We start from the raw sequence: 24,534 nt of genomic DNA, 5'->3' as shown, positions 1-24,534 counted from the left end.
TTGATATCCAATGTCCGAAAACATTCAGCAAAAAATAGAACAGCTCCGCAAAGAACTCAACCAGCACAATGAAAACTATTATCTGATGGATGAGCCGGGCATTTCTGACCTTGAATTTGATTTATTATTAAAAGAACTTCAGGATCTGGAAGCCAAATATCCCGAATTTCATGATGACAATTCCCCGACCGTGCGTGTTGGTGGCGGTGTGACAAAGATTTTCCCGACCATTCAGCATCAGTTCAGAATGTATTCTCTGGATAACTCTTACGATTATGATGATTTGGCAGACTGGGAAAAACGCATCATTAAAACCATCGATGAACCTGTAGAATTTGTTGCTGAATTAAAATACGACGGTGCCTCAATTTCTATTTTATACGAAAACGGAAAACTGGTTCAGGCAGTGACGCGTGGCGACGGTTTTCAGGGAGATGAAATTACTTCCAATGTTAAAACCATTTCAGATATTCCCGTGAAACTGAACGGTGATTTTCCTGAGCGTTTTTTTATGCGGGGTGAAATTTATCTTACGAGAAAAAACTTCGATAAAATCAACAAACAGCGTGAAGAAGACGGTCTTGACCTCTTTATGAACCCTAGAAATACGGCAAGCGGAAGTTTAAAAATGCAGGACAGCGCGGAGGTGAGAAAACGCAGGCTGTCTTCGGTTCTCTACCAGTTTGTTTCGCAGGAAGTTCCGGCTGAAACCCATTGGGAACTGCTTCATCAGGCAAATGATTGGGGTTTTACAATTTCGGCTCAGGCAAAACTCTGCAAAACACTTCAGGAAGTTAAAGATTTCATCAGCTTTTGGGATACAGAAAGACATAATCTACCTTTTGAAATTGACGGAATTGTACTGAAAGTTAACTCATTGAAGCAACAGAGACAGCTCGGTTACACGGCAAAATCTCCCCGTTGGGCGATGGCTTATAAATTTAAAGCCGAAAAAGTAGAAACTGAACTTGAAAAAGTAACTTATCAGGTGGGAAGAACCGGAGCAATTACTCCTGTCGCTAATCTGAAACCTGTGTTATTAGCCGGAACAACCGTGAAGCGTGCTTCTCTTCACAACGAAGACATTATTAAAAAACTCGGTCTGCACGAGCACGATTTCGTTTACGTGGAAAAAGGCGGTGAAATTATTCCTAAAATTATTGGCGTTAATGAAGAAAAAAGAACTTCTGACAGCAAAGAAATTGAATACATCAAAAACTGTCCGGAGTGCGGAACTGAATTAATAAAACTGGAAGATCAGGCGATTCATTTTTGTCCGAACGATTTGCATTGTCCGCCACAGGTTGTAGGAAGAATGATTCATTATGTTTCAAGAAAGGCTTTGAATATTGATAATTTGGGAAGTGAAACGATTGAGCAACTTTATAATTCAAAACTTATTGAAAATCCTGCTGATTTTTATGCTTTAACGAAAGAACAGATTCTGCCTCTGGAAAGAATGGCTGAAAAATCGGCTCAGAATATCATCGACGGAATTGAAAAATCGAAAGAAATTGCTTTTGAAAAAGTGTTGTTTGGAATTGGGATTAAACACGTTGGGGAAACGGTTGCGAAGAAACTGGTAAAGAACTTCAACACCATTGACGATTTGAAAAAAGCGACTGCTGAAGAATTGTGTCAGGTGGAAGATATTGGGATGAAAATCGCGGTGAGCATCGTTGACTTCTTCAATAATCCTGAAAACATTTTAATGCTTGAAAGATTAAAATCTTACGGCGTTCAGCTGGAAAAAGGCGAAAACACCAATGAAGTTTTATCGAATACTTTAGAAGGAAAAACATTTTTGTTTACAGGTAAATTATCCCTTTTCACAAGAGAATCTGCAGAAGAAATGGTGGAAAAACACGGCGGAAAAAATATTTCTGCGGTTTCTAAAAACTTAAATTATCTTATTGTAGGCGAAAAAGCTGGAAGCAAACTGAAAAAAGCACAGGATATCGGGACAATCGAGATTTTGGATGAGCAACAGTTTTTGGATTTGATAGAAAAATAATATAATCCTTAATAATTTAACATAATATATCATTGAGTTTCAATCTTAATGGTATATTTTTGTTTTTCACGCTGTAAAGAATTTAAAATTAACCATTTATATGAAAAAAAACTACTTCCTGATTTTACTATTGCTGTTTTCTGTATTTCAGGCACAAATTGTAAGCATTCCCGATGCAAATTTGAAGGCAAAACTTCTTGCAGCAGATATCTCAAATACTATCGCAAAAGACAATAATCTGAACAATATCAAGATTGACATCAACGGTAACAACGAAATTGACATCAACGAAGCTCTTGCTGTTTATAATCTAAATCTTTCTGCATCACAAAACCAAGGAGTTAATTTAATTTCAAACATTTCAGGACTAAATGCATTTTCAAATCTAAAATCTCTGAATCTGGACTTTAATAATCTAACTTCAGTTGATGCTACTCCTTTTACCAATTTGCAGATATTGCATGTTTCATTTAATCAAATTACTTCTTTAAACGCAAATAACCTTCTAAACCTGAAGACTTTTTGGTGTCGCGGTCCTATGAATCTGACCACCTTGGATATTTCCAACTTACCAAATCTGGAAGATTTTCGCTGTAACAATAATCAGTTAACTTCACTAAATCTCAGCAATAAACCAAACTTAAAATACCTCTACTGCTCAAATAACAATTTCACCAGTCTTGATGTGAGTGGTCTTACCAATCTGGAATATTTGGATATCGGCAACAATCCCATTTCTTCTATAGATTTGTCTGGCATATCAAAAATTAAAACATTCGGCTGTATGTTTACCAATATACAGACCGTTAATGTAATGGGACAACACAATTTACAGGATCTTCTGGTAGGAAATAACCCAAATTTGGAATATGTTTTTATGAAAAACGGCAGTTATGAAAGCGGTCGCAATTTTGAATATCTGCCTAACTTAAAATACGTCTGTATAGACAGCAATAATTATCTGGAAAATTACTACATGCAACTCATTTCTACCACAGGCGGAAATAATTTTGTTGTAAATTCTTACTGTAATTTTTCGCCTGGTGGCGCCTCAAACCTTCTTAACGGTAATGTAAGATATGACATCAATAATAATGGTTGCGATATAAATGATCTGAACAAAGCATTTCAAAAATTCAATATTTCAGGTTCAGGTGGAAGCGGCAGCTTTTTTTCTAACTACGCAGGGAGTTATTCATTAGCTTTGCAATCAGGCACACACACCATTACTCCTGTTTTGGAAAACCCTAACTATTTTACTGTTTCACCAACTACGTTAAGTTTAAATTTCCCTGCCCAGACAAGTCCGGTAAATCAAAATTTCTGTTTATCTGCCAATGGAAATCACAATGATTTGGAAGTTGTAATCATCCCGATAAATGCTGCAGCTCCCGGTTTTGATGCAAAATATAAAATTATTTATAAAAATAAAGGAACAAACTCGCAGTCTGGTACAATCGCTTATAACTTTGATGATAATCTGATGAACTTTCTGAGTTCTACTGTCAATACAAATTCTCAGTCATTTGGAGTTTTAAACTGGAATTTCACCAATCTTCTTCCATTTGAAACAAGAGAAATCACAGCTACATTTACTTTAAATACACCAATGCAAACTCCACCTTTAAATGGAGGTCATGTTTTAAATTACACTGCGCAAATTAATGGTTTAACTGACGAAACTCCCGCAGACAACTCGTTTACTCTAGCTCAAACGGTTGTAAATTCTTTTGATCCGAATGATAAAACCTGTCTCGAAGGAGCCACTATTGCGACTACAAAAGTTGGAGATTATGTACATTATTTAATTCGTTTTGAAAATACAGGAACCGCAAATGCCCAGAACATCGTTGTGAAAGACGTGATTGACACTGCAAAGTTTGATATTACTACTTTACAGGCCTTGTACGGAAGTCACAGTTTTTTAACCAGACTTACCAACCCAAATACGGTAGAATTTATATTTGAAAATATTCAGTTGCCGTTTGATAATGCCAATAATGACGGTTATGTAACTTTCAAAATCAAAACAAAATCTACTTTAACAGCAGGACAAAGTTTCAACAATACAGCAAATATTTATTTTGATTATAATCATCCGATTGTTACCAATACGTACACTACAACTGTTGAAAGCATGCTGGGAACATCCGAAAATATTAAAAATGATTTAGAATTGGTTATTTACCCAAATCCGGTAAAAGACATTTTACATTTTAAATCAAAAGAGAAAATACTGAAAGCTGAAATTTTTGATTCATCGGGACGGATTTTAAAATCTCAAAGTCTAAATGATGACTCAATCAACGTTTCCGAACTCTCAAAAGGAAATTACATGATTAAACTTTGTACAAAAGATCGGTTTATCACTCAGAAATTTATAAAAGATTAATCTTAAATTTTATACGAAATAAGACTGCCAATGATGACAGTCTTATTTTTTTATACTGAAAAATAATTATCTAAAAATAAAATCTATCTTTCTGAAAACACCAAACTTTTAGCAAAATTAAAGAGTTCAAAACTTTAAAGCTCTCGAATAACTTTACATGGATTACCAACTGCCAGAACATTTGCCGGAATATCTTTCGTAACTACACTTCCTGCACCAATAACGGTATTATCACCAATTGTAACGCCCGGAAGAATGCTGCATCCAGCACCAATCCAAACATTATTCCCAATGGTAATTGGATATGCGTATTCCAAAGCTTTGTTGCGGTCTTCCACATCGAAAGGATGTCCTGCAGTGTAAAACCCACAGTTGGGAGCGATGAAAACGTTGTCGCCAAAAGTTACTTTTGCACAGTCTAGAATCACGACGTTGACATTGGTGTAAAAATTTTCTCCAATCTCAATATTGTAGCCGTAATCACAGTAAAATGGTTGCTCGATATGGAAATTTTCTGTGGTTTTGCCGAAGAGTTTTTTTATTAAAGTTTTTCTTTCCTCAATTTTTGAAGGCCGAAGATGATTGTAATCAAAACATAAATCTTTGGAAATGTTTCTTTCATGTGTTAAAACTTCGTCTGTGGCATCGTAAATTTCTCCACGCAGCATTTTTTCTTTTTCGTTCAGATTTTTCATTGTATTTTTACTTTTATTGAAACAAATTTATGGTCTTTAAATCAATAATTGTTGTAATTTTAAATTAAACAAATCAAAAAATGGATTTCCTGAAAGACCACTCCATCCAAAACGAACTCGTGCTGATCTTCATTTCGGTATTTCTCGGTCTTTGCATCGGTGCAGAAAGGGAATACAGAAATAAATCTGCAGGATTGAGAACTTTTATTCTGGTTTGTTTTGGCTCTTGTCTTTTCACAATTCTTTCCATCAAAATAGGAGTTAATGATCCCGACCGTCTTGCCGCCAATATTATTACGGGAATTGGTTTTCTGGGAGCAGGAGTCATTTTTAAAGGTGATAACAAAATCGACGGAATCACCACCGCAACCACGATTTGGGCAACAGCTTCTATCGGTATGGCGATAGGTGCGAGCTATGTTTATTTATCACTTTTGGGAACAGTCTTGGTCTTGCTGATTCTAAGCTCTCTTACTTATTTCCAAAATTTTATCGATCAAAATCATAAGATACGGGAATATAAAATTGTGGTTTCCAAACAAAAAGACATTCAGTATTGTGAAGATTTGTTTAAACAGAATAACCTGAGATTCACTGTGGTAAAACAGTTATTTACAAAAGAGAACTCAAGTACAAGTTGGTTGTTGACGGGTAAAAACAAAAACCATGAAATCCTGATTCAGCAGATGATGCAGGACGAAAAAATCAGTTCTTTTCAATTTTAAATTACACTGAAAACTCCATTCCGAAAGTGGCTTAAAAAACATTTGCGAAAAATTTTAACTGAAAAGTAAAAATTAATGAAAATTTTTGTAGTTTTAAATTATTAGAATTATTTTTGCTGTTCTAAAACACCACATTCATCATTCTTTCATGCAAAAATTACTAAGTATTTACAACAGTATCAAAGACATATCTCAGGAAGAAGCTCAATATCATGTGAGTAAATTTAAAAAAATCATTTTTCCGAAGAAACAGCTGATACTCACAGAAGGAATGACGGAAGATTATCTCTACTTTATTGACAGGGGAATCATTCGGTTCTTCGTTAATAAAAAACATCCCACAGAACCATCAAAGCAAGTTACTTTTTCATTCATTGCCGAAAACATGTTTTGCAGCGCATACGATTCATTTATTACAAGAACTCCCTGTGCTTACAATGTAGAAACGGTACAGGAAACAACTGCTTACAGAATTCATTTCGATGATTTGCAGGAACTGTACAAAAGATCTGCAGTTGGAAACTATGTGGGAAGAATTTCAGCAGAAAATCTATACGTGAGAAAAACACAACGTGAAATATCGTTGCTTACGCACACAGCCGAAGAGCGATATCTAAATCTTGCAAAAGCCTATCCGAGTTTTATTTCAGACATTCCGTTAAAGCATATCGCTTCTTATATTGGCATCACTCCGCAAGCGCTAAGCCGTATCAGGAGGCGGATTGCGTTAACTTAGGTTCATTTTATTTCAGCGAAATATTTCATTATTTTGTGCCGTCAAAATGATGATGAAATATACTGTTGATGAATTTCTGAGACTGTTCCCACCGTTGAAGTATTTTTTATAAATTTTATGGTCTAAAAACACACAGACAATGCAAAAACCCTTTGGAATTGAAAATTCAGGAGGGTTTTTCTTTTATCAGAAAATTTTAAATGCGTAAATTAGGCAAAAATTTTTCCTAATGATAAAACGTAATATTCTGATTGCCTCTGCATTCTTCAGTTTCTCTCTGGGAATCGCTCAGCAATACGGCGGAATGTGGATCCCGACTGAGCTTAACGAAAAAGAGATGAAGGATCTGGGCATGAAAATTTCTGCCAAAGATATATTTAACACTCAAAAACCAAGCATCAAAGACGCTGTTGTACAGTTCAACGGCGGATGTACTGCCGAAATTATTTCCCCGAAAGGACTTTTACTGACCAATCATCACTGTGGGTACAGCCAGATTCAATCGCATTCTACCGTTCAGAATGATTTACTCTCTAACGGTTTTTGGGCAAAAAACACTGGCGAAGAATTGGCAAACCCAGGAGTTACCGTAGATTTCATCGTTGATATTAAAGACGTTACCAAAGAAATTCTTGAAGGAAACCCTCATTTGGAAATGGCTCAAATTAATACCAATATTCAAAAAGTACAGTCAACCATCAAAACCGAGCCCGGACAGAAAGTAATGTTGAGACCAATGTATTACGGAAACAAATATTATGCTTTCGTGATTGATACTTTCAAAGATATCCGTTTGGTGGGTGCACCGCCGCAAAGTATCGGGAAATTCGGTTCAGATACAGACAACTGGGTTTGGCCGAGACATACGGGAGATTTTTCAATGTTCAGAATTTATGCTGACAAAAACAACAGACCTGCAGAATATTCTAAAGACAACGTGCCTTACGTTCCGAAACATTACCTTCCGGTTTCCATTAAAGATAAAAAAGAGAACGATTTCACTTTCGTGTACGGATTTCCGGGAAGAACTACAGAATATCTTCCGTCGATTGCGGTTGACAAAATAATGAGAGACACCGACCCAGCGAGAATTGCAGTGCGTGATGTTGCTCTGAAAACTTTGGATGAAAAAATGCGTTCTGATGATGCTACCCGTATCAAATATGCTTCAAAATATGCTTCAGTTGCCAACTATTGGAAAAAATGGATTGGTGAAGTGGAAGGTTTGAAAAAATCTAATGCCGTTCAGAAAAAAGCAGCTTACGAGCAAACTTTGATTGCGAAAAATCCTGACATTAAAACGACTCTTGATCAGTTAAATCAGCTTTATAACGAGCAGGCACCTTACGCTTTAAACAACGCTTACTACACTGAAACCATCAGAAATGCGGAAACTTTAACCCTTGCCAATCTTTATTCAAGCTATATCACAGCAGTTGAATCCGGGAAAATGGATGAGAAAACAACCGCTTCTTTCAAGAACAGATTATCATCATTCTACAAAGATTACAGCGAAGAACTGGATGCAAAAGTTACGGCTAAACTTTTAGCTCTATACGCTAACAAAACTGCAGCAAAATATCTTCCTACAGGATTTGACAAATATAAAAATGAAGCTCAAAACCTTCAGACTATCGAAACGTTGTCTAAAAATTCTGTGATTACCGGAAGATCCGAGGTAAATGGCGCAAGTCTTTCCGCAGATATTGACAAAGCTTTTTCTAATCCGGATAAATTGGTGAAAGCTATCAAAAAGGATGAAATGTATATTCTTTTCAACAGCTTAAAAGATACTTATTCTAAAACTGCGGATATTCAATACACTTCATTGCAAGCTAAAATTGATGTTTTGCAGAAAAAATTTATGGCTCAGCAGATGGAAACGGATAAGGACAGAAAATTCTTCCCTGATGCCAACTCCACCATGAGGGTGACTTACGGAAAAGTGAAAGGTTCAAGTCCGAGAGATGCTGTTTCTTACGATTACCAGACTCATTTGGCTGGTGTTGTGGAGAAATATGTTCCTGGAGATTATGAATTTGATGTTCCGCAAAAACTGCTTGATCTTTATAACAAAAAAGATTACGGAGTTTACAAAGACAAATCCGGTGACGTTCCTGTAGGATTTACAGCAACCAATCATACCACTGGAGGAAACTCAGGTTCACCGGCTCTGGATGCTCAGGGAAATCTTATAGGCCTGAACTTCGACAGACAGTGGGAAGGAACGATGAGCGACATCAATTATGACCCGAGATTCAGCAGAAATATTATGGTTGACACGAAATATATTCTTTTCATCATCGATAAATTTGCCGATTCTAAATGGCTGATTGATGAAATGAAAATTGTGAAGTAATTTTCGACACATAAAACCTCAGAATCTGCTCAAAACATTGCTTTTGAGCAGATTCTTTTTTATTTTTACATCAGGATGCTCAAAAAGAAAATCATAGACACTCTGGCGCGTTTTGAAAATACAGAATTTTCAGAAAATTTTCCTTTGGATTATTGTCTGCCCGTATATCACAACGTTTCTAATGAATATCTTCCCCACCTCAAACAAATCGTCAATTACAAAAATGAAAAAGATTTTGAAGCAGATCTCGACTGCCTTTCTCAGAATTTTCAGTGGGTAACATTTGATGAATTTAAAGAATTTGTAAAAGGTAATTTTAAGCCTAAAAAAAAGATTGCCCTGCTCACTTTTGATGATGGTTACAGAGAATTTTATGATGTTGTAATTCCTATTCTGGAAAGGAAAGGAATTTATGCGATGAACTTTGTGAATCCTGCATTTATAGACAATAAGGATTTGATGTTCCGCTGCAAAGTAAGTCTGTTGCTTGAAGTGATGAATGCGATGAAGATTACAGACAATTTTCTGCACAATGTTTCATTTAAAGAGAAGTTTTCCCTGGATAGAATTGCACCCACTTTTGGAATCGATTTTAAAACGTATCTCGCTGAAAAAAAACCGTATCTTACTTTTGAACAGTTAAATAAAATCACAGAAAAAGGTTTCGGGATTTCTTCGCACGGCTGGGATCATCCGCTTTATAACAATTTAGCTCTTTCAGAACAGATTGAAAATACAATAAAAGGTTATAATTACATGAAAGAAAACAATTTTCATCACGAAAGTTTTGCGTTTCCTTTCACAGATTTTGGAATTGAAAAAGTTTTTTTTGACGAACTATTTAAAAATGATGATATCTTCTGTACTTTCGGAAGTGCAGGTGTAAAAACAGATTCTTTTGCCCGAAATTTCCAGAGAATTCCGATGGAGACAGGTGAAAATGCGGAGACTATTTTAAAAAAGGAAATTGCCTATTTCAAACTGAAAAAACACCTCAATAAAAACCATATCCAGAGAAAATGATTGAGCTGAAAACGCTAAATAAAAGTGCGCTGCGGGAATTTATTTCTTCAGGAAAATACCGTTCTGATGCTTTCCTTCCCATCACAAAACACCGCGCCGAATCTCAGATTAAAAACCCAAAAGCGGATGAGGATCAGACGCTTTTAATTTTAGCTTATGAAGGCGAAAAACTGGCAGGCTACGTTGGCTGTCTCCCTGATTTTTTTCTGATTGAAAGCGAAAAGTTTAAATACGCATGGTTAAGCACTTTGTTTGTGAGCAGCGATTTCAGAGGTAAAAGAATTGCACAAAAGCTTTTGGATAAAGCTTTCGAAGAGTATAACGGAAATATTGCCATCACAGAATTTACTCCCGAAGCCGAAAGTTTATATAATAAAATTAAAGTTTTTAAATATATTCCGGCAAAAACGGGCAAACGATTTTATCTAAAAACAGATTTTCAAAACATTATTCCGGCGAAAAAACCTCAGTTAAAAAAATTGAAACCCCTTTTCAGATTGTCAGATAGTATTTTTAACAGTTTAATTTCATTTAAAAATTCTTTTCAGGAAAAACCTGATTTTAAATTTGAAATCCTGTCTGAAATCGATGAGGAAAGTAAAGATTTCATTACTCAATTTCCTTCCAACCGAAATGCTGATGAAATCAATTGGTTTGTCAAAAACCCATGGATTCTGGAAGGTGAAAAACCTGATTCTGATTATCTTTTTTCAAGTTATTCAAAAGAATTTAAATATTTCTGGATTAAAATTTTCGATTCGCAAGATCAACTGGAGACTTCTGCACTCCTGCTTTTGCGTGACGGACATTTAAAAATCCCTTACCTTTTTTCTAAAAATAATCTCAAAAATATCACAGAATTTCTCGCTTATTTTTCACAAAAAAACAAAGTAAAACTGATGACAAGTTATCAGACTGATTTAAACGATGAAATTGAAAACAATGGAAACTTCCCGAAAATTCACAGCAGAAATACAGAAAGACGTTATATGTTTCACGAGAAAATGCTGAATCATTTACCTGATAATTTTACATCAAACTTTCAGGATGGAGACGGCGATTGCGCTTTGACCTAATTTTATTTTCGCTTTCAGCATCACTGCAAACTATTGATTTTCAATTTAAAAAAGTGGCTTTAATAAGATTTTTTTCGTAATTTGCTGATATCCATCATTAAAAATCGATCTTATGAAAACAAAATTACTTTTAGCAGCAGGCTTGTTTCTGTTTTGCCATCTGCATCATTTTGCGCAAAATGTAATTCTAGCAGTAAACTCGACCACCAAAACAGTTGCACAACTGAATGCCACCGACGGAACGGTGATCAATGCCAATTTCATCAACCTATCATCTCTGAGCCCGGGAACTATTAAAGGAATCATCCGTGTGCAGGATAAAATCTGGATTTCTGACCAGACCGATAATGTGATTTACATTTATAATCTTGATGGAACTTATTCTTCTACCATCCCATCAACAGTAGGTTTAAGCAACATCCGCGGTTTGAATGTTGTTAATAATGAAGTTTGGGTAACGAATGCAGGAACAGCCAACGGAGCTACTGCCAATTCGATACGCAGATTAAGTTTTGCGGGTGCATCTCTGGGAGTTTATCCTACGCTCGGCTCCCCTTTTGACACGCTAGATACAGGAAGCGGGACAGCTTATATCACATCTTTTGATTCAGCAGGAATTCAGACAATGAATTATGCAGGAACTGTGACCGGAAATTTTGTGAATTCAGGGGTTTTCACAGGAATTCAGCAGATTACAAAGCTTCAGAACGGAAATTATCTGATATCTGTGTTTTCAAACAACAGCAGTGCCGGAAACAATTCCGGAGTCTATCATCTTTCAGCAGCGAACGGAGCTATTCTAAACTATTATGCTGTTGGTGGAGCAAGAGGAAGTGCGCAAACCGGAAACGGAAATTATCTGTACACCACAGGAAGTGGAGTTTTCAGTATCAATGCAGCTACAGGAGCAACGGCGTCGGTTATTTCAGGAAGCTATCAATATCTGAAAGCCCTTGATTTAACTTTAAGTGTAAGTGAAGCAAAAAAAGAAGTTGAAGCAAAAATTTATCCCAATCCGACCAGTGGAATTGTAAATGTTTCGGCTGAAAACGAAATTGAATCTATCATAATTTATTCTCTGAACGGACAAATTTTAAAAACTGAAAAAATCAACCGCGAGAAAAAAGTCAGCGTTGATATTTCGGGAATTTCATCAGGAACTTATCTTTTAAGGGTAAAAACTAACAATGGTGAAAAAACAGTGAAAATTATTAAAAAATAATTCTGATTTTATTTCATTTAAAAACAAATTAAAGGCGACAATTCAATACTGTCGCCTTTAATTTTTAATGTTATCCGGAAAATCAATGTCCGAAAATATCTTTTAAATCCAGTTCTTTAAATGTTCCCATTTTTGAAACTGCCTCCATATTCAGATTTTCTCTTTTTCCGATTAAAGCTGTGTTGAAATTCAGAGTTTTGACATGAGAATTATAAAAATCTTTCATTTCATTAAAATCAAGATTTTTAATCTGACTGTAAATATCTTTTCTGATATCGTAATTCACACCTAATTTCTGAAGCCTCAAAGTATTAAAGAAAATATTGGTTCTGGTAATTCTTGTGGACGCAATCTGCTTTAAAGCTGCACTTCGTGCATTTTCAAACTGAACGGGAACTTCGGGAAGTTCAGACATTAGTTCAGACATCGTATCAACTGCAATCTGGAGTTTGTCTGGCTGTGTTCCGATGTAGGAAGTCACATAATCAGGATGCGCAAGCTCAGAATTCGGACTGTAAGAGACGTAAGCTGAGTACGCTAAACTCTTACTCTCACGAATTTCCTGAAACACGATGGACGAAAGGCCACGGCCAAAATATTCATTAAAAATATTAATCTTACCAAAATTGGAAAGACTCACCTCCTTCCCTTTTGCGATTTTACTCATTTCCATCTGAACCATATCATAGTTCATAAAATAAACATTCCCTCCCGTTTCAGGCTCTGGATATTCCCTTTTTACAGGTATTGACAGAGTTTCGTCCGAAATGTAATCCGCAATATAATTTTTAAAACTGATGAAATCCTTACCGTAGAAAAAAATCTGATACGGATAGCTGAAAATATTTTTAATCCTTGCCGTAAATTCTTCCACATCGGAACCCAAAAGTTCTTCCTTGGAAATCACGTCGGTAAATCTGGAATACGCTCCCAACTTTGTATAATTGGTAAGCGCCTGCATGATTCGGTTTTTATCTTTTTTTACCGCAATTCTGTTTTCCAAAACAGTTTCTGCAAACTGATTGTAAATTTCCTGATCCGGCTGCACATTATGCATCCAGTGTTGAAGCAGCTGAATTCCCTTTTCAATATTTTCCTCCAAACCTGAGATTGAAATCGTCAGTTGATCATTTGTGGTTTTAAAGTCATTACTGATTCCGATTTTGTAGAATTCTTTCTTCAGCTCATCCGGCGAAAAACGGTCTGTTCCCAAATACTGCAGTACCTGTGTGGCCATACCCAAATCTCTGTCGTGATCGCTCCCCAAAGGAAAAATAAAATGCACCTGTGCAATTTCGTTGTATTTATTTTTAACGAAACTGAGTTTTTTTGAAGCGACAACGTCGGAACCGATTTCTTTCTGATAATCAATAAACTCAGGCTGAATGTCTTCCGTTTTATCTTCCAGAATTTCTGTAAGAAAATCAGACTGGTCATCACGGTTTATTTTAACAGCTGTAATTCCGGGGTTTTCAACTCTCAGAAGATTTTCGTTAATGCCTTTCTCTTTGTAAATAATGACATAATTATCTTTAAAAAATTCCTGCGCAAAAGTGACAACATCAGCTTTTGTAATTGCTGCATAGTCATTCATTTCATTGAGCTCCTGTTCCCAGGTTCTTCCTTTAATAAAAGTGTCATAAAGATTGGTGGCCAAACCTTCGGCAGTTTCAAGGGCTTTCATTCTCTGAAGTTTGAAGTCGCTGATGATTGCAGGAAGCATCCAGTCCGGAAATTCACCTTTTTTAATTAATTCAATCTGCTCCAGCATCATTTCTTTGGCCTCATCCAAAGTCTGAAATTCTTTCGGAACGCCTACGAGAGAAAAGTAGCCATACTCTTTCAAACCTAAAGAATACGCCTGTGCCCAAAGTAATTTTTGGGTTTGATTGATATTTAAATCCAATAAACCTGCCTCGCCTCTGTTGCTGAGAATATTGACAACGACATCGGCCAGAATCGCTTCCTTTGTACCATAGCTGTCTGTACGCCATGCCAGCTGAACTCTCGGCGTAGTGGGACTTGCGACTGTTCTCCTTATAATTTCAGTAATCGGCTTTTCTGCAATTTTATTTTTTGGAGGTAGCTCACGATACGGAATATTTCCAAAATACTGATTGATCAGCTGTATGGTTTTGTCGAAATCTAAATCACCAACCAAAACAAAAGCATAATTGTTGGGAACATAATATTCTTCAAAATACTTGTGAATGGCTTTCATTGAAGGATTTCGCAGATGCTCGGCCTTTCCGAGTGTCGTTTGCTGACCGTTGGGATGCGTTGGAAAAAGTGCATCCATCAGTTCATAATTCACCAGTCGGGAATCATTATCCTGAGCTCTGTTGAATTCTTCGTAAACCGATTCCAGCTCGGTATGGAAAAGCCTTAACACCATTCCTGAAAAACGTTCTCTTTCTACCTTAAGCCATTTTTCGAGCTCGTTAGCGGGAATTACATTTTTATAAACTGTTTCATCAAACCACGTGTGGGCATTTGTTCCGGAAGCTCCGAGAGATGAAATTGCCTTGTCGTATTCATTGGCAATCGCAAATTTGCTGGCTTCCTGAGAAACCTCATCAATTTTGCGGTAAATTTCTTTTTTAATTTCAGAATCCTGTTCTGCCTTGTGCTTTTCATACAAATCTGAAATTTCGTTGAGCAGAATTTTTTCTTCTTCCCAATTTTGGGTTCCTATTTTTGCAGTTCCTTTAAACATCATGTGTTCAAGGTAATGGGCCAGCCCGGTATTGTCTGAAGGATCGTTATTGCTGCCCGTTTTTACAGGGATAAAAGTCTGAATTCTGGGAGCATCAAAATTCTGTGCAAGAAATACCTGAAGTCCGTTTTTCAGAGTATAAATTCTGACTTTATTTTCGTCATGACTTACCGTTGTGTAAGGAAAATCTGATGACAAAGTGGTATCTTTAATTTCTTTATGTATAATCGTGTTCATTCAATTTAAATCAATGGATTAATACAAATTTACCGAAAAAATAGGACTTGTGATAGATAAAATTTTTGAAATAACTCACAACTAATTGGTAAATTCTATTTAAAAACTACTTATTTTTATCAAAATTTTGCTAAATTCACAAATCGGAAATTTTCGAAACACCAAAACTAAAAACTAAATTCATGACCCAAAAAAAACTATCAGAAAATAAAACTGAAGAAATTCTGAATATTCTGAAAGTAAGAATTCAGAAAAACAGATTCAATCTGAAAAATCTGGAATGGGACGTTATCGAAAAAAAACTGCTTTCTAACCCTGAAAAACTGTGGAGTCTGGAGCAAATGGAAAAAACAGGAGGAGAGCCAGATCTTATTGAAGCAGGCAAAGAGTTCATCTTTTGTGACTGCTCCAAAGAAAGCCCTTCGGGAAGAAGAAGTTTTTGCTACGATCACGAAGCGCTTTTAGCCCGAAAAGAAAACAAACCACAAGATTCTGCTGTAAATGCTGCACAGGAAATGGACATCGAACTCCTGGATGAACAGCAATACCGACAATTACAAACCCTTGATAAATTTGATGAAAAGACTTCCAGCTGGATTAAAACACCACCCGAAATAAGAAAATTGGGAGGTTCATTATTTTGTGACCGAAGATATGATTTTGTCTTCCTTTACCACAATGGCGCGCAGTCTTACTATGCAGCGAGAGGCTTCAGAGGTTTGGTAAAAATTTAAATAAAAAAAAGCTGCGTTCTACAACGCAGCTCCAACTAAAAACTAAAGCTTATAAATTTATATTATTTAAAAACTTTATCTAAAAAAACATTTCTTTAAAATAAAAACAAGTTACCTTATCAACTTTTCTGCCAAACTATGGCAAATCTAATCTTGTGTTTTTAGAATTCCTCTAAGAATAAACTTGTTGATGCAAAAATAATCCGAGGTTGCATTACTTCATTTGCAAAAATTTACAAATAATTTGTGATTTTAAACATATTATATACACAAATTTTGCACTATTTTTTAAAGATATCTGAAACATAATTGAAAATTTATAATCCTAATTACATAAAGTGTGTAGATACTTTGCGAAGAATTTTAAATTGTAATTTTAAAATTACAATTATCGCATACTCTAAATATTTTTTAAAAATTTTAATACCGGAAAAATAATTATTTAAAACACCTTCAATTTGTAATTTTTCGAAGTTTTTGGAAGACATTGAGTATTATTATACCTTTGAGTTTTCAAATTGATATTATGAATGTACAGACTTTAGATTTTTGGGTAGGAAATTTCAGAACGGAAGAAGATTTTTTCCACTTTGTGGAGGAAGATGAAAATTATTACATCGAAGAAGAGTCTGACGACACATACATTTCAAGCTTTGCCGAAACACAGGAAACCCTTTGGTTTGATCAGGATTTGATGGAGTATGGTTTTGAACAGAGCATCCAACATTTTTCGGAATATTCTTTTGCCGAGCAGTGGCTTCCCGTTTTATACAACAGAATCAACGAAATGAATCTGAAATTTGATATTAACTCGCTTATTTTCGTAAGCCAGGGTCAGATTCCGCAACCTAAATCTGTGGAAACTGATGACTTTTCTTTGGTTTATTTGGGTGGGATTGAGTTTGAGTATTAAAAATGATAGTATCATTTGATACTATCATGACTCATAAATATGAAAAAAACTTCCGCATTTAAGTGGAAGTTTTCTTATAATTCTTTAAATAAATTTTCTGGAGTTGATTCTATGAATTCTAAAATATTATTCTTCATAAATCTCTCAATTTTTTCTTTCTCAATAATTCCTAAAAGATTTTTAAGTTGATCTCCTTTTGCAGAAATAGAATGATAAAATATTTTGATTGTACTACCATCACTATTTTCCACTAAGTCAAAAACCTCTTTTATATACTGCCTATCGGAATAATCTAAAGAATGTCCCCAAAAATAAAAAGTATATTTATCTCTTGATTTTGTACCATTCGTTTGTTGATAATCTTTCAAAAATAGATAGTCAGTTTGTTTATGAAGTTTTTGAAAATATTTTGTGAATTGAAATAACTTATGTTTTTTAAGTGATTTATCAATATCATCAACACCTAAAACAATTTTCATTTTATTCAAATTATGGATGTGATTTTCGGGCACTAAATCGTTCCAATTATTGACTGAACTTCCATGAACAAATTGATGAAAATTCTTTCTTTTTTTACTTTTAAATTCCAATTTCTCTAAAAACTCGTCATCAAAATCAATAATATCAGTTTTATAAAATTTATCGTGAGTTGAAGTATAATTAAAGCTGAAAACTTGATTTACATTCTTAAAAAGAAATTTTTCATTCCTTGAAATAAAATTTTCCTTTCTTTCTAATTTGATATTTTCATAAAAAACACCAACGATATTAACTATATAGTCATTGAATATTCCAACAAAATCTTCTAATGATTGATATATAAAATTAAAAAAATCTTTTTCCTTGTAATATTGAATTTCCTTCGAAATTGATACAACATACAGGTTATCGATAGAATAGGTATGATATGTCTCTGAAAGAAACTTAAAACTTTTCAGAAGAAAAATTTGCAATCGGTTTTTAAAATGTTTTTGATACAAATCTTTCGGAACAAAAAAGCCAGGTTCATTACTTTCCATAAGTCCATGTCTTGGTTTGGACTCAAAAAAATCATTATTAAAACCATCGAAATATTCTAAAACAGAAAGTAATACCCTTTCAATTTCCGTTTCAAAATCAATCCAAGTTTCAATTTTATTCTCATCAAAAGATTTAAAGTAATGAAACCAAGAATTTTCTGTTAATCTGTTTTGAATTGATTTAATAGCTTCAACATCAAAGACGAATTTATCAGTATGATAATAGCTATTAATTTGATTGTGAAACCACTCATTCTTCTCCTTAAAAACACCATCAAATAAATCTGAAAAAAAGAAATAGATTTTTTGTCTTCAGGCAGCTTTTCAATCTCACATAAAATTGAAATCAGATGATTGTAAGAAGTTGGTAAAAAATATCTTAAATCAAAACCATTTCCAAGAATAACGATTTTTTCCTCCATAATTTAATGCGCTTCCAGCCAGTTCTTCCCTACCCCAACCTCAACCAGTAACGGAACCTGCGTTTCAATAGCGGTTTCCATTTCGGTTTTAATGATATGTTTGGCGACTTCTACCTCATCAATGGGAGATTCGAAAATTAATTCGTCATGTACCTGAAGCAACATTTTAGTCTGTAGTTTTTCTTTCTCTAATTCCTTCTGAATTTTAATCATCGCCATTTTTACAACGTCTGCAGCACTTCCCTGAATGGGAGCATTCACGGCGTTTCTTTCGGCGTGAGCACGCACTACAAAATTACCGGAATTGATGTCTTTTAAATGACGTTTTCTTCCTAAAATGGTTTCCACATAACCTTGGTCACGAGCTATCTGTACTTGTGAAGCCATATAAGCTTTTAATTTTGGATAAGTTTCATAATAGGCTTCGATCATTTGTTTGGCTTCAGATCTTGACAAACCGGTCTGCTCTGCCAAAGCAAAAGCGCCCTGACCATAGAGAATTCCAAAGTTGACGGTTTTTGCCTGTCCACGCTGCGTTTTTGAAACTTCTTCCAATGGAATGTTGAATAATTTTGCAGCCGTAGAAGCGTGAATATCTTCACCATCCTGAAAGGCTTTAATCATGTTGTCTTCACCTGAAATTTCGGCAATCAAACGCAGTTCGATCTGAGAATAATCGGCAGAAATAATCTTTTTTCCTTCCGCAGAAACAAAAGCTCCACGGATTTGCTGACCTCTCAGTGTACGGATTGGAATATTCTGTAAATTCGGATTTACACTTGCCAGACGACCTGTTGCAGCCGTAGTCTGTGAGAAATTGGTGTGAACCCTGTTGTCGGTTGTTTCAATCTGCGAAGGCAACGCATCAACATAGGTAGATTTCAACTTTTGATAGGTTCTGTATTCTAAAATATGCTGAATAATCTCGTGTTTTGAAGATAATTTCTGCAATACATCTTCGGAAGTAGCGTATTGACCGGTTTTTGTCTTTTTGGCTTTTGGGTCGAGCTGCATTTTTTCAAACAAGACATCACCCAGCTGTTTCGGCGAATTCATATTAAATTCTTCACCGGAAATTTCAAATATTTTAGATTCTAGCTGTCTTAAATCATTTTCAAGATCGATGCTTTCCTGTGCAAGCCATTTTTCGTCTAAAGAAATTCCTTCCAGTTCCATTTTTGCTAATACTTCCATCAATGGCATTTCGATGTTGAAGAAAAGATCTTCTAAGTTTTCTTTCTTCAATTGTGGTGCAAACAACTCGTAAAGTTGGAATGTAATGTCAGCGTCTTCCGCAGCATAATCTGTCTGCGTTCTTAAATCTGCATCTCTGAAATTGCCTTGATTTTTTCCTTTTTTGCCAATAATGGTTTCAATGGAAACAGGTTTATAGCTTAAATACACTTCCGAAAGATAGTCCATCCCATGTCTTCCGTCTGGATTTAAAAGATAATGAGCAATCATTGTGTCGAACATCGCACCTTTTACGGTAAGATTATATTTTTGAAGAACTTTATAATCGTATTTTAAGTTGTGAGCGATTTTTACTAAATCTTCCTTCTCAAAAAACGGTCTGAAAATTTCTAAGGTCTGCAAAACTTCGCCCTGATCTGAGGAAAGCGGAACGTAGTATGCCAATCCTTTTTTATAAGAAAAACTCATTCCAACCAGTTCAGCTTCCAGTTCATTTAAGGAAGTCGTTTCTGTATCGAAACAAACTGCTTTTTGATTTAATAAATTCTGAACTAATATTTTCTGAGCTTTCGGATTGTCTACAAACTGATATAAATGGTCATTTTCTGCAATGGTAGATTTTGTGGAAGTTACCTGATCCAATTCTTCATAAGTCGCAAAAAGATCGAGCTGTCCAACATTTTTCGCAACTTTCTGTTGTGGAGTTTCTTCTGTTTCTCCTTCTTTTTCTTTGCTTTTATCGCTAACATCATTGGTTATCAAACCCGTTTGGGTAGGAGCGAAAGCACGATAGAGATTTTCATACAATCTTCTGAATTCAATCTCGTCAAAAATTTCTTTTACTTTTTCAAAATCTGGAGTTTCGAGGTCGTATTGTTCCTGATGAAATTCTACGGGAGCATCACAGATGATGGTGGCTAATTTTTTAGATAAAATTCCACGCTCTGCAGAGGCTTCAATTTTTTCTTTGATTTTTCCTTTAAGCTGATGCGTGTTGGCCAAAAGGTTTTCTATGCTTCCAAATTCCTGCAAGAATTTCATTGCTGTTTTTTCGCCAACTCCATCCAAACCTGGGATATTATCCACGGCATCCCCCATCATTGCAAGGAAATCAATTACCTGTTTCGGATCCTGAATTCCGTATTTTGCTTTTACTTCTTCAACACCTAAAATTTCGATTTCGCCACCTTTCAATCCTGGTTTGTACATCTTAATTTTATCTGTTACCAATTGAGCAAAATCTTTATCCGGCGTTACCATGAAAGTGGTATAACCTTCTTTTTCCGCTTTGCAGGCAAGGGTACCAATTAAGTCATCTGCTTCATAACCTTCCACACCCAAATGCGGAATATGCATGGCATCTAAAATTCTGTGAAGATATGGAATAGCAACTCTGATGGCTTCCGGAGTTTCACTACGGTTGGCTTTGTATTCTGCAAAATCGTTGGTTCTAATGCTTGCTTGTCCGACATCAAAAACTACTGCCAAATGGGTTGGTTTTTCACGTCTTATCAATTCAATCAAAGAGTTGGTAAAACCAAAAATCGCAGAAGTATCTACTCCTGCACTTGTGATTCTCGGGCTTCTGATCAATGCGTAATATCCTCTAAAAATCATTGCATAAGCGTCGATGAGAAATAGCCTTTTGTCCTGTGTTGCGTCCATATTTTGAATAATGAACAAATATAAGAAAATGGGACTGGCTGGTAAATTTTTTATTGATGAAAAGAAAAATAACAAGTTGCGATTGGGATCAGGTGAAAAATTGATGCGCATGAGTTGTAATATTCATGCGCATAAATCTTACAACTTATGCGGGTGATTTTTATAAGGTATGCGGGTATTTTTTTTTCGATGAGGATCATTATCTTCGATTTTTCATTTCTTCCCAACACTTATCGTTTGCATAGTACATTCTTAGAAAACGAATTGCATTAAATAATTATCTACAAAATTATCTGTATTTTTTACAACTTGTTTGTTACCGACTTTATTTGATCTAAAAAAACTGGTTATAAAGAATATTAACACTGCTGCTAATATCTAGCCTTAAAAACACTAATTCCTGCTATTTATCTGGTTTTGCCACAATACTGATTCCATTTCCAGCATCTTCCGCCATGGCATTGGCAAGAGCTTTTCTGGAATCTTCAGAGAAATACGTTGCAATAAAAGGAAAAGCGAATGCAATGAATCCGCCACCTTTTACTCCGGCAGTTCCTATATTTTTAATGTTTTGGAGCCGTACTTTAGGTAAATCCTCAGCTAATGCCGGTAAATTTCTTGGTCTTACATTCCCTTGTCCGTCTTTTGATGTTGCAATCATAGAATTCGGATATTTTCCTGAACGAATATTTTCTACAATCTGCTTTCCTTCAGGAGTTTTCCAAATTTCCCTTGAATCAACATTTTTTAAAACTTCCAAATCTTTTGCCAACTGACTTCCCTGTCGAATTTCTATTACATTACCTTTAATATCTTTTATATACCAGAAAGGATTGACGAAATAAGGAGCCGACAAACCCTCTTTTCCTACATTCAAAATATCGGGGCTCCCCAAATCTCCAGGGGTGGAATTTAGTGGATCGTTAACATAACCGGGAAATAAACTATTGGGATCAACTTCATTGTTCATGTCTTGATAATGCGGATTGTTTTCCAATGAATTTTCTCCGATAAGTTCTTTTTCACCGGTAGTTGCAACATGCATAAAAGCCATAGTTCCTCCCATCCACAGCAATGTTTTGCCAATTCCTATTTCTACAGCAGCCACTACAAATCCTGCTCCTCCGAAAAATGATGCAACCGCATTAAAAGCTATTCCTTACTGTTATTATCATGAATTTCCTGAGCATATTTTTTGGCTACTGCATAACTAAAAACCGGGGTAATTATTCCTCCCGCATCACATGAAAGCATTGAATTTTGAGTGATTGCATTACTTTTATCAAAATATACTTTCTCATGTTTTATCTTCCAATTTCCTTTTTCCAGAGAACCGGAACACATGTGATCTATTTTTGTTGCTTTGTAAGCACCGTAAGCCATAAAGCCTACACCAACTGCGAGAACTGCCCATCCCACTGGTCCTGACAAAACCAAAGCTGCACCAACAATAAGTCCTGCCCCAAAACATAAAAAGCTCCACATTGCGTTCTTTGGACTTTTGCAGGGAAACTCTATATTTATATTCTTATCATCAACATTTAATAATGGTCTTGTTTTATCATCACCATAAAAAACAGTTATTGTTGCTCTGGTAGGAATTAACATCCTTGGTTCTGCATCTGTCTGGAAAGTACAGATGGCATAAATATTTTTTGGTATGTACGAAGCACTCATAGTGAATTTTTATTTTGGTTTTGGTTTTGAATACCAATACATATTTGACATTCCAATACTTTTTACTTTTTTGAAACCTAATTCAGATTGTGTTGTTTGAATTAAACTTTTCAATACGCTGCCTTTTTCATCATCGTATTTATTGCGATACCCGGAATCATTCAGGTAAATAATTTTTCCATCTTTAAATTCGAACTTTATTTTTATCAATGATTTTTTCAGTAAAACTGATGTTGTTTAATAATCATAACTGTAAAAACCAGATATATCATCTTTTAAATATTTTTGTTGTTTTCCATCTCTTTCAATAAACATATATTGCTCACTAAACCATATAGATATGTTTCTCGAACTTTTCTTTATAATAAGTACAATTGTACCAAAACATAATCCTATGAAAATCATAACAAAACCAAGCCTGAAATTATCTCCAAGAAATATGTAATACAAAAATCCATATAAAAGTAGGCAAGGTAATGCAATCAATACACCCCACGCATCGTGGTGCATGTATACATTAAAAAGTACATATTTTCTATTACTGGACATACATCCTATTTTCTTAGAATTCAATTTTTTTTAAATCAAACTGGGTAACAAACTGATAATTATTTTTAACCTCTTCTTTCATAAATGCGGTTGCATTGATTATAAAACCGTTTTTTTTATCTACCATTCTTCGGATACGGTATTCATAGTTGTATTCACTGAAACTATATTCTATGATTGGTCTGTAAAATTTATTATATTGCTCTTCCAAAACTCGATTGTCAATCTTTTCTCTCAAAAGAGTTCCTACGGTTCTGTATTCTACAAAATAATCATCCTCTCTGATCACTGAATGTTGGAGTTCTATTTCCAACGGAATATTGACGAATATTTGTGAAATGAACTTTAAAACTGCACTTTTCTCCCTTTTTTTATGAGCATCAAAATCATTAAACAAGACATGAAATAGAAGCTGTTTGTCATACGTTTTTCTTAGATTTGATTCACTTTCAAATTCAAGTTGCCCGCCTTTTAAAATATCTTCAGCTGCCTTAGAATTAATCTTCTCAATCTGACTGTAAAATTTTGAAGAACTTAGTTTTGGCTTAAAACTGTGCCATTTTTTTTTGATTTCTTCAAAATTAATAACTTCTTTGATTGTATTATTTTTCCTAAAGAGAAAGTATGGATAACAAAAGGTTATATGGCACTATCTTAATTAGATCTTCTGCAAATATCGAAATTTCATCTCATTTACTTTTTAAGTCTTGGAAAGCATTTCTATTAGAATCCAAAGTTTTCAATGATGAAAGTTTTAGGATTTATTTTCTAAATAGATTTGCAATTTTTTAATAATTTGCAAATCTGATGTTAAAAACAGATTGGCAATAATTTTTCATAAGCAAATCCGAAAGATCCTGTATATCTTGTATGTTTTCTACAACATACTTAGAGTTTTTATCAATGTAATTTGTTTTATCCAAAAAATACTACATCGGGAAAACGTAAGTTTCATCTAAAATAGTCAATTTCGTGCTTCAGCATAAGTTTGTTCCACATCCACTAATCTGATGAATAATGTCATTTGATAGTAATATTGAGGTTATCTCTCTACATACGAGAATCCGTATCTGATATTTGCATTTTCAAACGATTTTATATAATCAATATCTTTTTTAGAATATTTAAAAACCTTTCTCTTTGAAAAAATTTTAAGTTTGATTTTG

At 34.8% G+C, this 24,534-nt stretch carries 18 protein-coding genes; 10 read left to right on the top strand and 8 right to left on the bottom strand.

Annotated elements, in window-relative coordinates:
• Positions 1 to 10: 10 nt before the first annotated feature.
• Positions 11 to 2,014 carry an NAD-dependent DNA ligase LigA gene (ligA, locus tag AC2A1G_RS01125; protein ID WP_484045116.1) on the top strand — a complete coding sequence of 668 codons (2,004 nt, stop codon included), beginning with the start codon at positions 11 to 13 and terminating at the stop codon, positions 2,012 to 2,014.
• Between the two features lie 100 nt (positions 2,015 to 2,114).
• Positions 2,115 to 4,406 carry a DUF7619 domain-containing protein gene (locus AC2A1G_RS01120; RefSeq protein ID WP_484045115.1) on the top strand — a complete coding sequence of 764 codons (2,292 nt, stop codon included), beginning with the start codon at positions 2,115 to 2,117 and terminating at the stop codon, positions 4,404 to 4,406.
• Positions 4,407 to 4,540: 134 nt separating this feature from the next.
• On the opposite strand, the gene AC2A1G_RS01115 is transcribed toward AC2A1G_RS01120, so the two are convergent.
• A complete protein-coding gene (locus AC2A1G_RS01115; RefSeq protein ID WP_484045114.1) occupies positions 4,541 to 5,101 on the bottom strand; it encodes a sugar O-acetyltransferase in 561 nt (186 codons plus the stop codon).
• 80 nt (positions 5,102 to 5,181) lie between these two features.
• Here AC2A1G_RS01115 and AC2A1G_RS01110 point away from each other — a divergent pair, with 80 nt between their 5' ends.
• From AC2A1G_RS01110 to AC2A1G_RS01085, 6 genes are all read left to right on the top strand, one after another.
• Entirely contained in the window at positions 5,182 to 5,826 is a 645-nt protein-coding gene (locus AC2A1G_RS01110) for an MgtC/SapB family protein (RefSeq protein ID WP_484045113.1), read from the top strand.
• Positions 5,827 to 5,974: 148 nt separating this feature from the next.
• On the top strand, positions 5,975 to 6,562 hold the full coding sequence (locus tag AC2A1G_RS01105; protein ID WP_484045112.1) for a Crp/Fnr family transcriptional regulator: 588 nt from the start codon (positions 5,975 to 5,977) through the stop codon (positions 6,560 to 6,562).
• 229 nt (positions 6,563 to 6,791) lie between these two features.
• Complete coding sequence (locus tag AC2A1G_RS01100; protein WP_484045111.1) at positions 6,792 to 8,921, top strand: S46 family peptidase; 2,130 nt, start codon at positions 6,792 to 6,794, stop codon at positions 8,919 to 8,921.
• A 75-nt stretch (positions 8,922 to 8,996) separates the two neighbouring features.
• Entirely contained in the window at positions 8,997 to 9,944 is a 948-nt protein-coding gene (locus AC2A1G_RS01095; protein WP_484045110.1) for a polysaccharide deacetylase family protein, read from the top strand.
• Positions 9,941 to 11,020, top strand: a complete 1,080-nt coding sequence (locus AC2A1G_RS01090; RefSeq protein ID WP_484045109.1) for a GNAT family N-acetyltransferase — start codon at positions 9,941 to 9,943, stop codon at positions 11,018 to 11,020. The genes AC2A1G_RS01095 and AC2A1G_RS01090 overlap by 4 nt, the downstream gene beginning before the upstream one ends.
• A gap of 112 nt (positions 11,021 to 11,132) precedes the next feature.
• The gene (locus AC2A1G_RS01085; protein ID WP_484045108.1) at positions 11,133 to 12,242 is read left to right on the top strand and encodes a T9SS type A sorting domain-containing protein; all 1,110 of its coding nucleotides are present in this window, start codon (positions 11,133 to 11,135) and stop codon (positions 12,240 to 12,242) included.
• An 82-nt stretch (positions 12,243 to 12,324) separates the two neighbouring features.
• Here the strand turns inward: AC2A1G_RS01085 and AC2A1G_RS01080 are convergent, their stop codons facing one another.
• A complete protein-coding gene (locus AC2A1G_RS01080; RefSeq protein WP_484045107.1) occupies positions 12,325 to 15,195 on the bottom strand; it encodes a M16 family metallopeptidase in 2,871 nt (956 codons plus the stop codon).
• A 182-nt stretch (positions 15,196 to 15,377) separates the two neighbouring features.
• Here AC2A1G_RS01080 and AC2A1G_RS01075 point away from each other — a divergent pair, with 182 nt between their 5' ends.
• Complete coding sequence (locus AC2A1G_RS01075; protein WP_484045106.1) at positions 15,378 to 15,929, top strand: DUF4256 domain-containing protein; 552 nt, start codon at positions 15,378 to 15,380, stop codon at positions 15,927 to 15,929.
• Between the two features lie 526 nt (positions 15,930 to 16,455).
• Positions 16,456 to 16,842 carry an immunity 22 family protein gene (locus tag AC2A1G_RS01070; protein ID WP_484045105.1) on the top strand — a complete coding sequence of 129 codons (387 nt, stop codon included), beginning with the start codon at positions 16,456 to 16,458 and terminating at the stop codon, positions 16,840 to 16,842.
• A gap of 74 nt (positions 16,843 to 16,916) precedes the next feature.
• Here the strand turns inward: AC2A1G_RS01070 and AC2A1G_RS01065 are convergent, their stop codons facing one another.
• From AC2A1G_RS01065 to AC2A1G_RS01040, 6 genes are all read right to left on the bottom strand, one after another.
• Positions 16,917 to 17,861, bottom strand: coding sequence for a hypothetical protein (locus AC2A1G_RS01065; RefSeq protein ID WP_484045104.1), 945 nt, complete (start codon positions 17,859 to 17,861; stop codon positions 16,917 to 16,919).
• Between the two features lie 161 nt (positions 17,862 to 18,022).
• Positions 18,023 to 18,283: a hypothetical protein gene (locus AC2A1G_RS01060; RefSeq protein WP_484045103.1), complete on the bottom strand. Its 261-nt coding sequence runs from the start codon at positions 18,281 to 18,283 to the stop codon at positions 18,023 to 18,025.
• A 3-nt stretch (positions 18,284 to 18,286) separates the two neighbouring features.
• Positions 18,287 to 21,142, bottom strand: a complete 2,856-nt coding sequence (polA, locus tag AC2A1G_RS01055) for a DNA polymerase I (protein WP_484045102.1) — start codon at positions 21,140 to 21,142, stop codon at positions 18,287 to 18,289.
• Positions 21,143 to 21,545: 403 nt separating this feature from the next.
• The gene (locus AC2A1G_RS01050; RefSeq protein ID WP_484045101.1) at positions 21,546 to 22,250 is read right to left on the bottom strand and encodes a hypothetical protein; all 705 of its coding nucleotides are present in this window, start codon (positions 22,248 to 22,250) and stop codon (positions 21,546 to 21,548) included.
• A 44-nt stretch (positions 22,251 to 22,294) separates the two neighbouring features.
• Entirely contained in the window at positions 22,295 to 22,819 is a 525-nt protein-coding gene (locus AC2A1G_RS01045; RefSeq protein WP_484045100.1) for a hypothetical protein, read from the bottom strand.
• Positions 22,820 to 23,381: 562 nt separating this feature from the next.
• Positions 23,382 to 23,681 carry a hypothetical protein gene (locus AC2A1G_RS01040; RefSeq protein ID WP_484045099.1) on the bottom strand — a complete coding sequence of 100 codons (300 nt, stop codon included), beginning with the start codon at positions 23,679 to 23,681 and terminating at the stop codon, positions 23,382 to 23,384.
• Positions 23,682 to 24,534 lie beyond the last annotated feature (853 nt).

This window comes from Chryseobacterium sp. HNCC26DJ240 (assembly GCF_057180485.1).
Note: the sequence above shows the minus strand (reverse complement) of the source record. Positions and strands in the feature narration are given on the sequence as shown.

Excerpts from the sequence above, each read along its gene's own strand:
- ligA (WP_484045116.1), top strand. The coding sequence starts at position 11 with ATGTCCGAAAACATTCAGCAAAAAATAGAACAGCTCCGCAAAGAACTC.
- AC2A1G_RS01120 (WP_484045115.1), top strand. The coding sequence starts at position 2,115 with ATGAAAAAAAACTACTTCCTGATTTTACTATTGCTGTTTTCTGTATTT.
- AC2A1G_RS01115 (WP_484045114.1), bottom strand. The coding sequence starts at position 5,101 with ATGAAAAATCTGAACGAAAAAGAAAAAATGCTGCGTGGAGAAATTTAC.
- AC2A1G_RS01110 (WP_484045113.1), top strand. The coding sequence starts at position 5,182 with ATGGATTTCCTGAAAGACCACTCCATCCAAAACGAACTCGTGCTGATC.
- AC2A1G_RS01105 (WP_484045112.1), top strand. The coding sequence starts at position 5,975 with ATGCAAAAATTACTAAGTATTTACAACAGTATCAAAGACATATCTCAG.
- AC2A1G_RS01100 (WP_484045111.1), top strand. The coding sequence starts at position 6,792 with ATGATAAAACGTAATATTCTGATTGCCTCTGCATTCTTCAGTTTCTCT.
- AC2A1G_RS01095 (WP_484045110.1), top strand. The coding sequence starts at position 8,997 with ATGCTCAAAAAGAAAATCATAGACACTCTGGCGCGTTTTGAAAATACA.
- AC2A1G_RS01090 (WP_484045109.1), top strand. The coding sequence starts at position 9,941 with ATGATTGAGCTGAAAACGCTAAATAAAAGTGCGCTGCGGGAATTTATT.
- AC2A1G_RS01085 (WP_484045108.1), top strand. The coding sequence starts at position 11,133 with ATGAAAACAAAATTACTTTTAGCAGCAGGCTTGTTTCTGTTTTGCCAT.
- AC2A1G_RS01080 (WP_484045107.1), bottom strand. The coding sequence starts at position 15,195 with ATGAACACGATTATACATAAAGAAATTAAAGATACCACTTTGTCATCA.
- AC2A1G_RS01075 (WP_484045106.1), top strand. The coding sequence starts at position 15,378 with ATGACCCAAAAAAAACTATCAGAAAATAAAACTGAAGAAATTCTGAAT.
- AC2A1G_RS01070 (WP_484045105.1), top strand. The coding sequence starts at position 16,456 with ATGAATGTACAGACTTTAGATTTTTGGGTAGGAAATTTCAGAACGGAA.
- AC2A1G_RS01065 (WP_484045104.1), bottom strand. The coding sequence starts at position 17,861 with ATGGAAAGTAATGAACCTGGCTTTTTTGTTCCGAAAGATTTGTATCAA.
- AC2A1G_RS01060 (WP_484045103.1), bottom strand. The coding sequence starts at position 18,283 with ATGGAGGAAAAAATCGTTATTCTTGGAAATGGTTTTGATTTAAGATAT.
- polA (WP_484045102.1), bottom strand. The coding sequence starts at position 21,142 with ATGGACGCAACACAGGACAAAAGGCTATTTCTCATCGACGCTTATGCA.
- AC2A1G_RS01045 (WP_484045100.1), bottom strand. The coding sequence starts at position 22,819 with ATGAGTGCTTCGTACATACCAAAAAATATTTATGCCATCTGTACTTTC.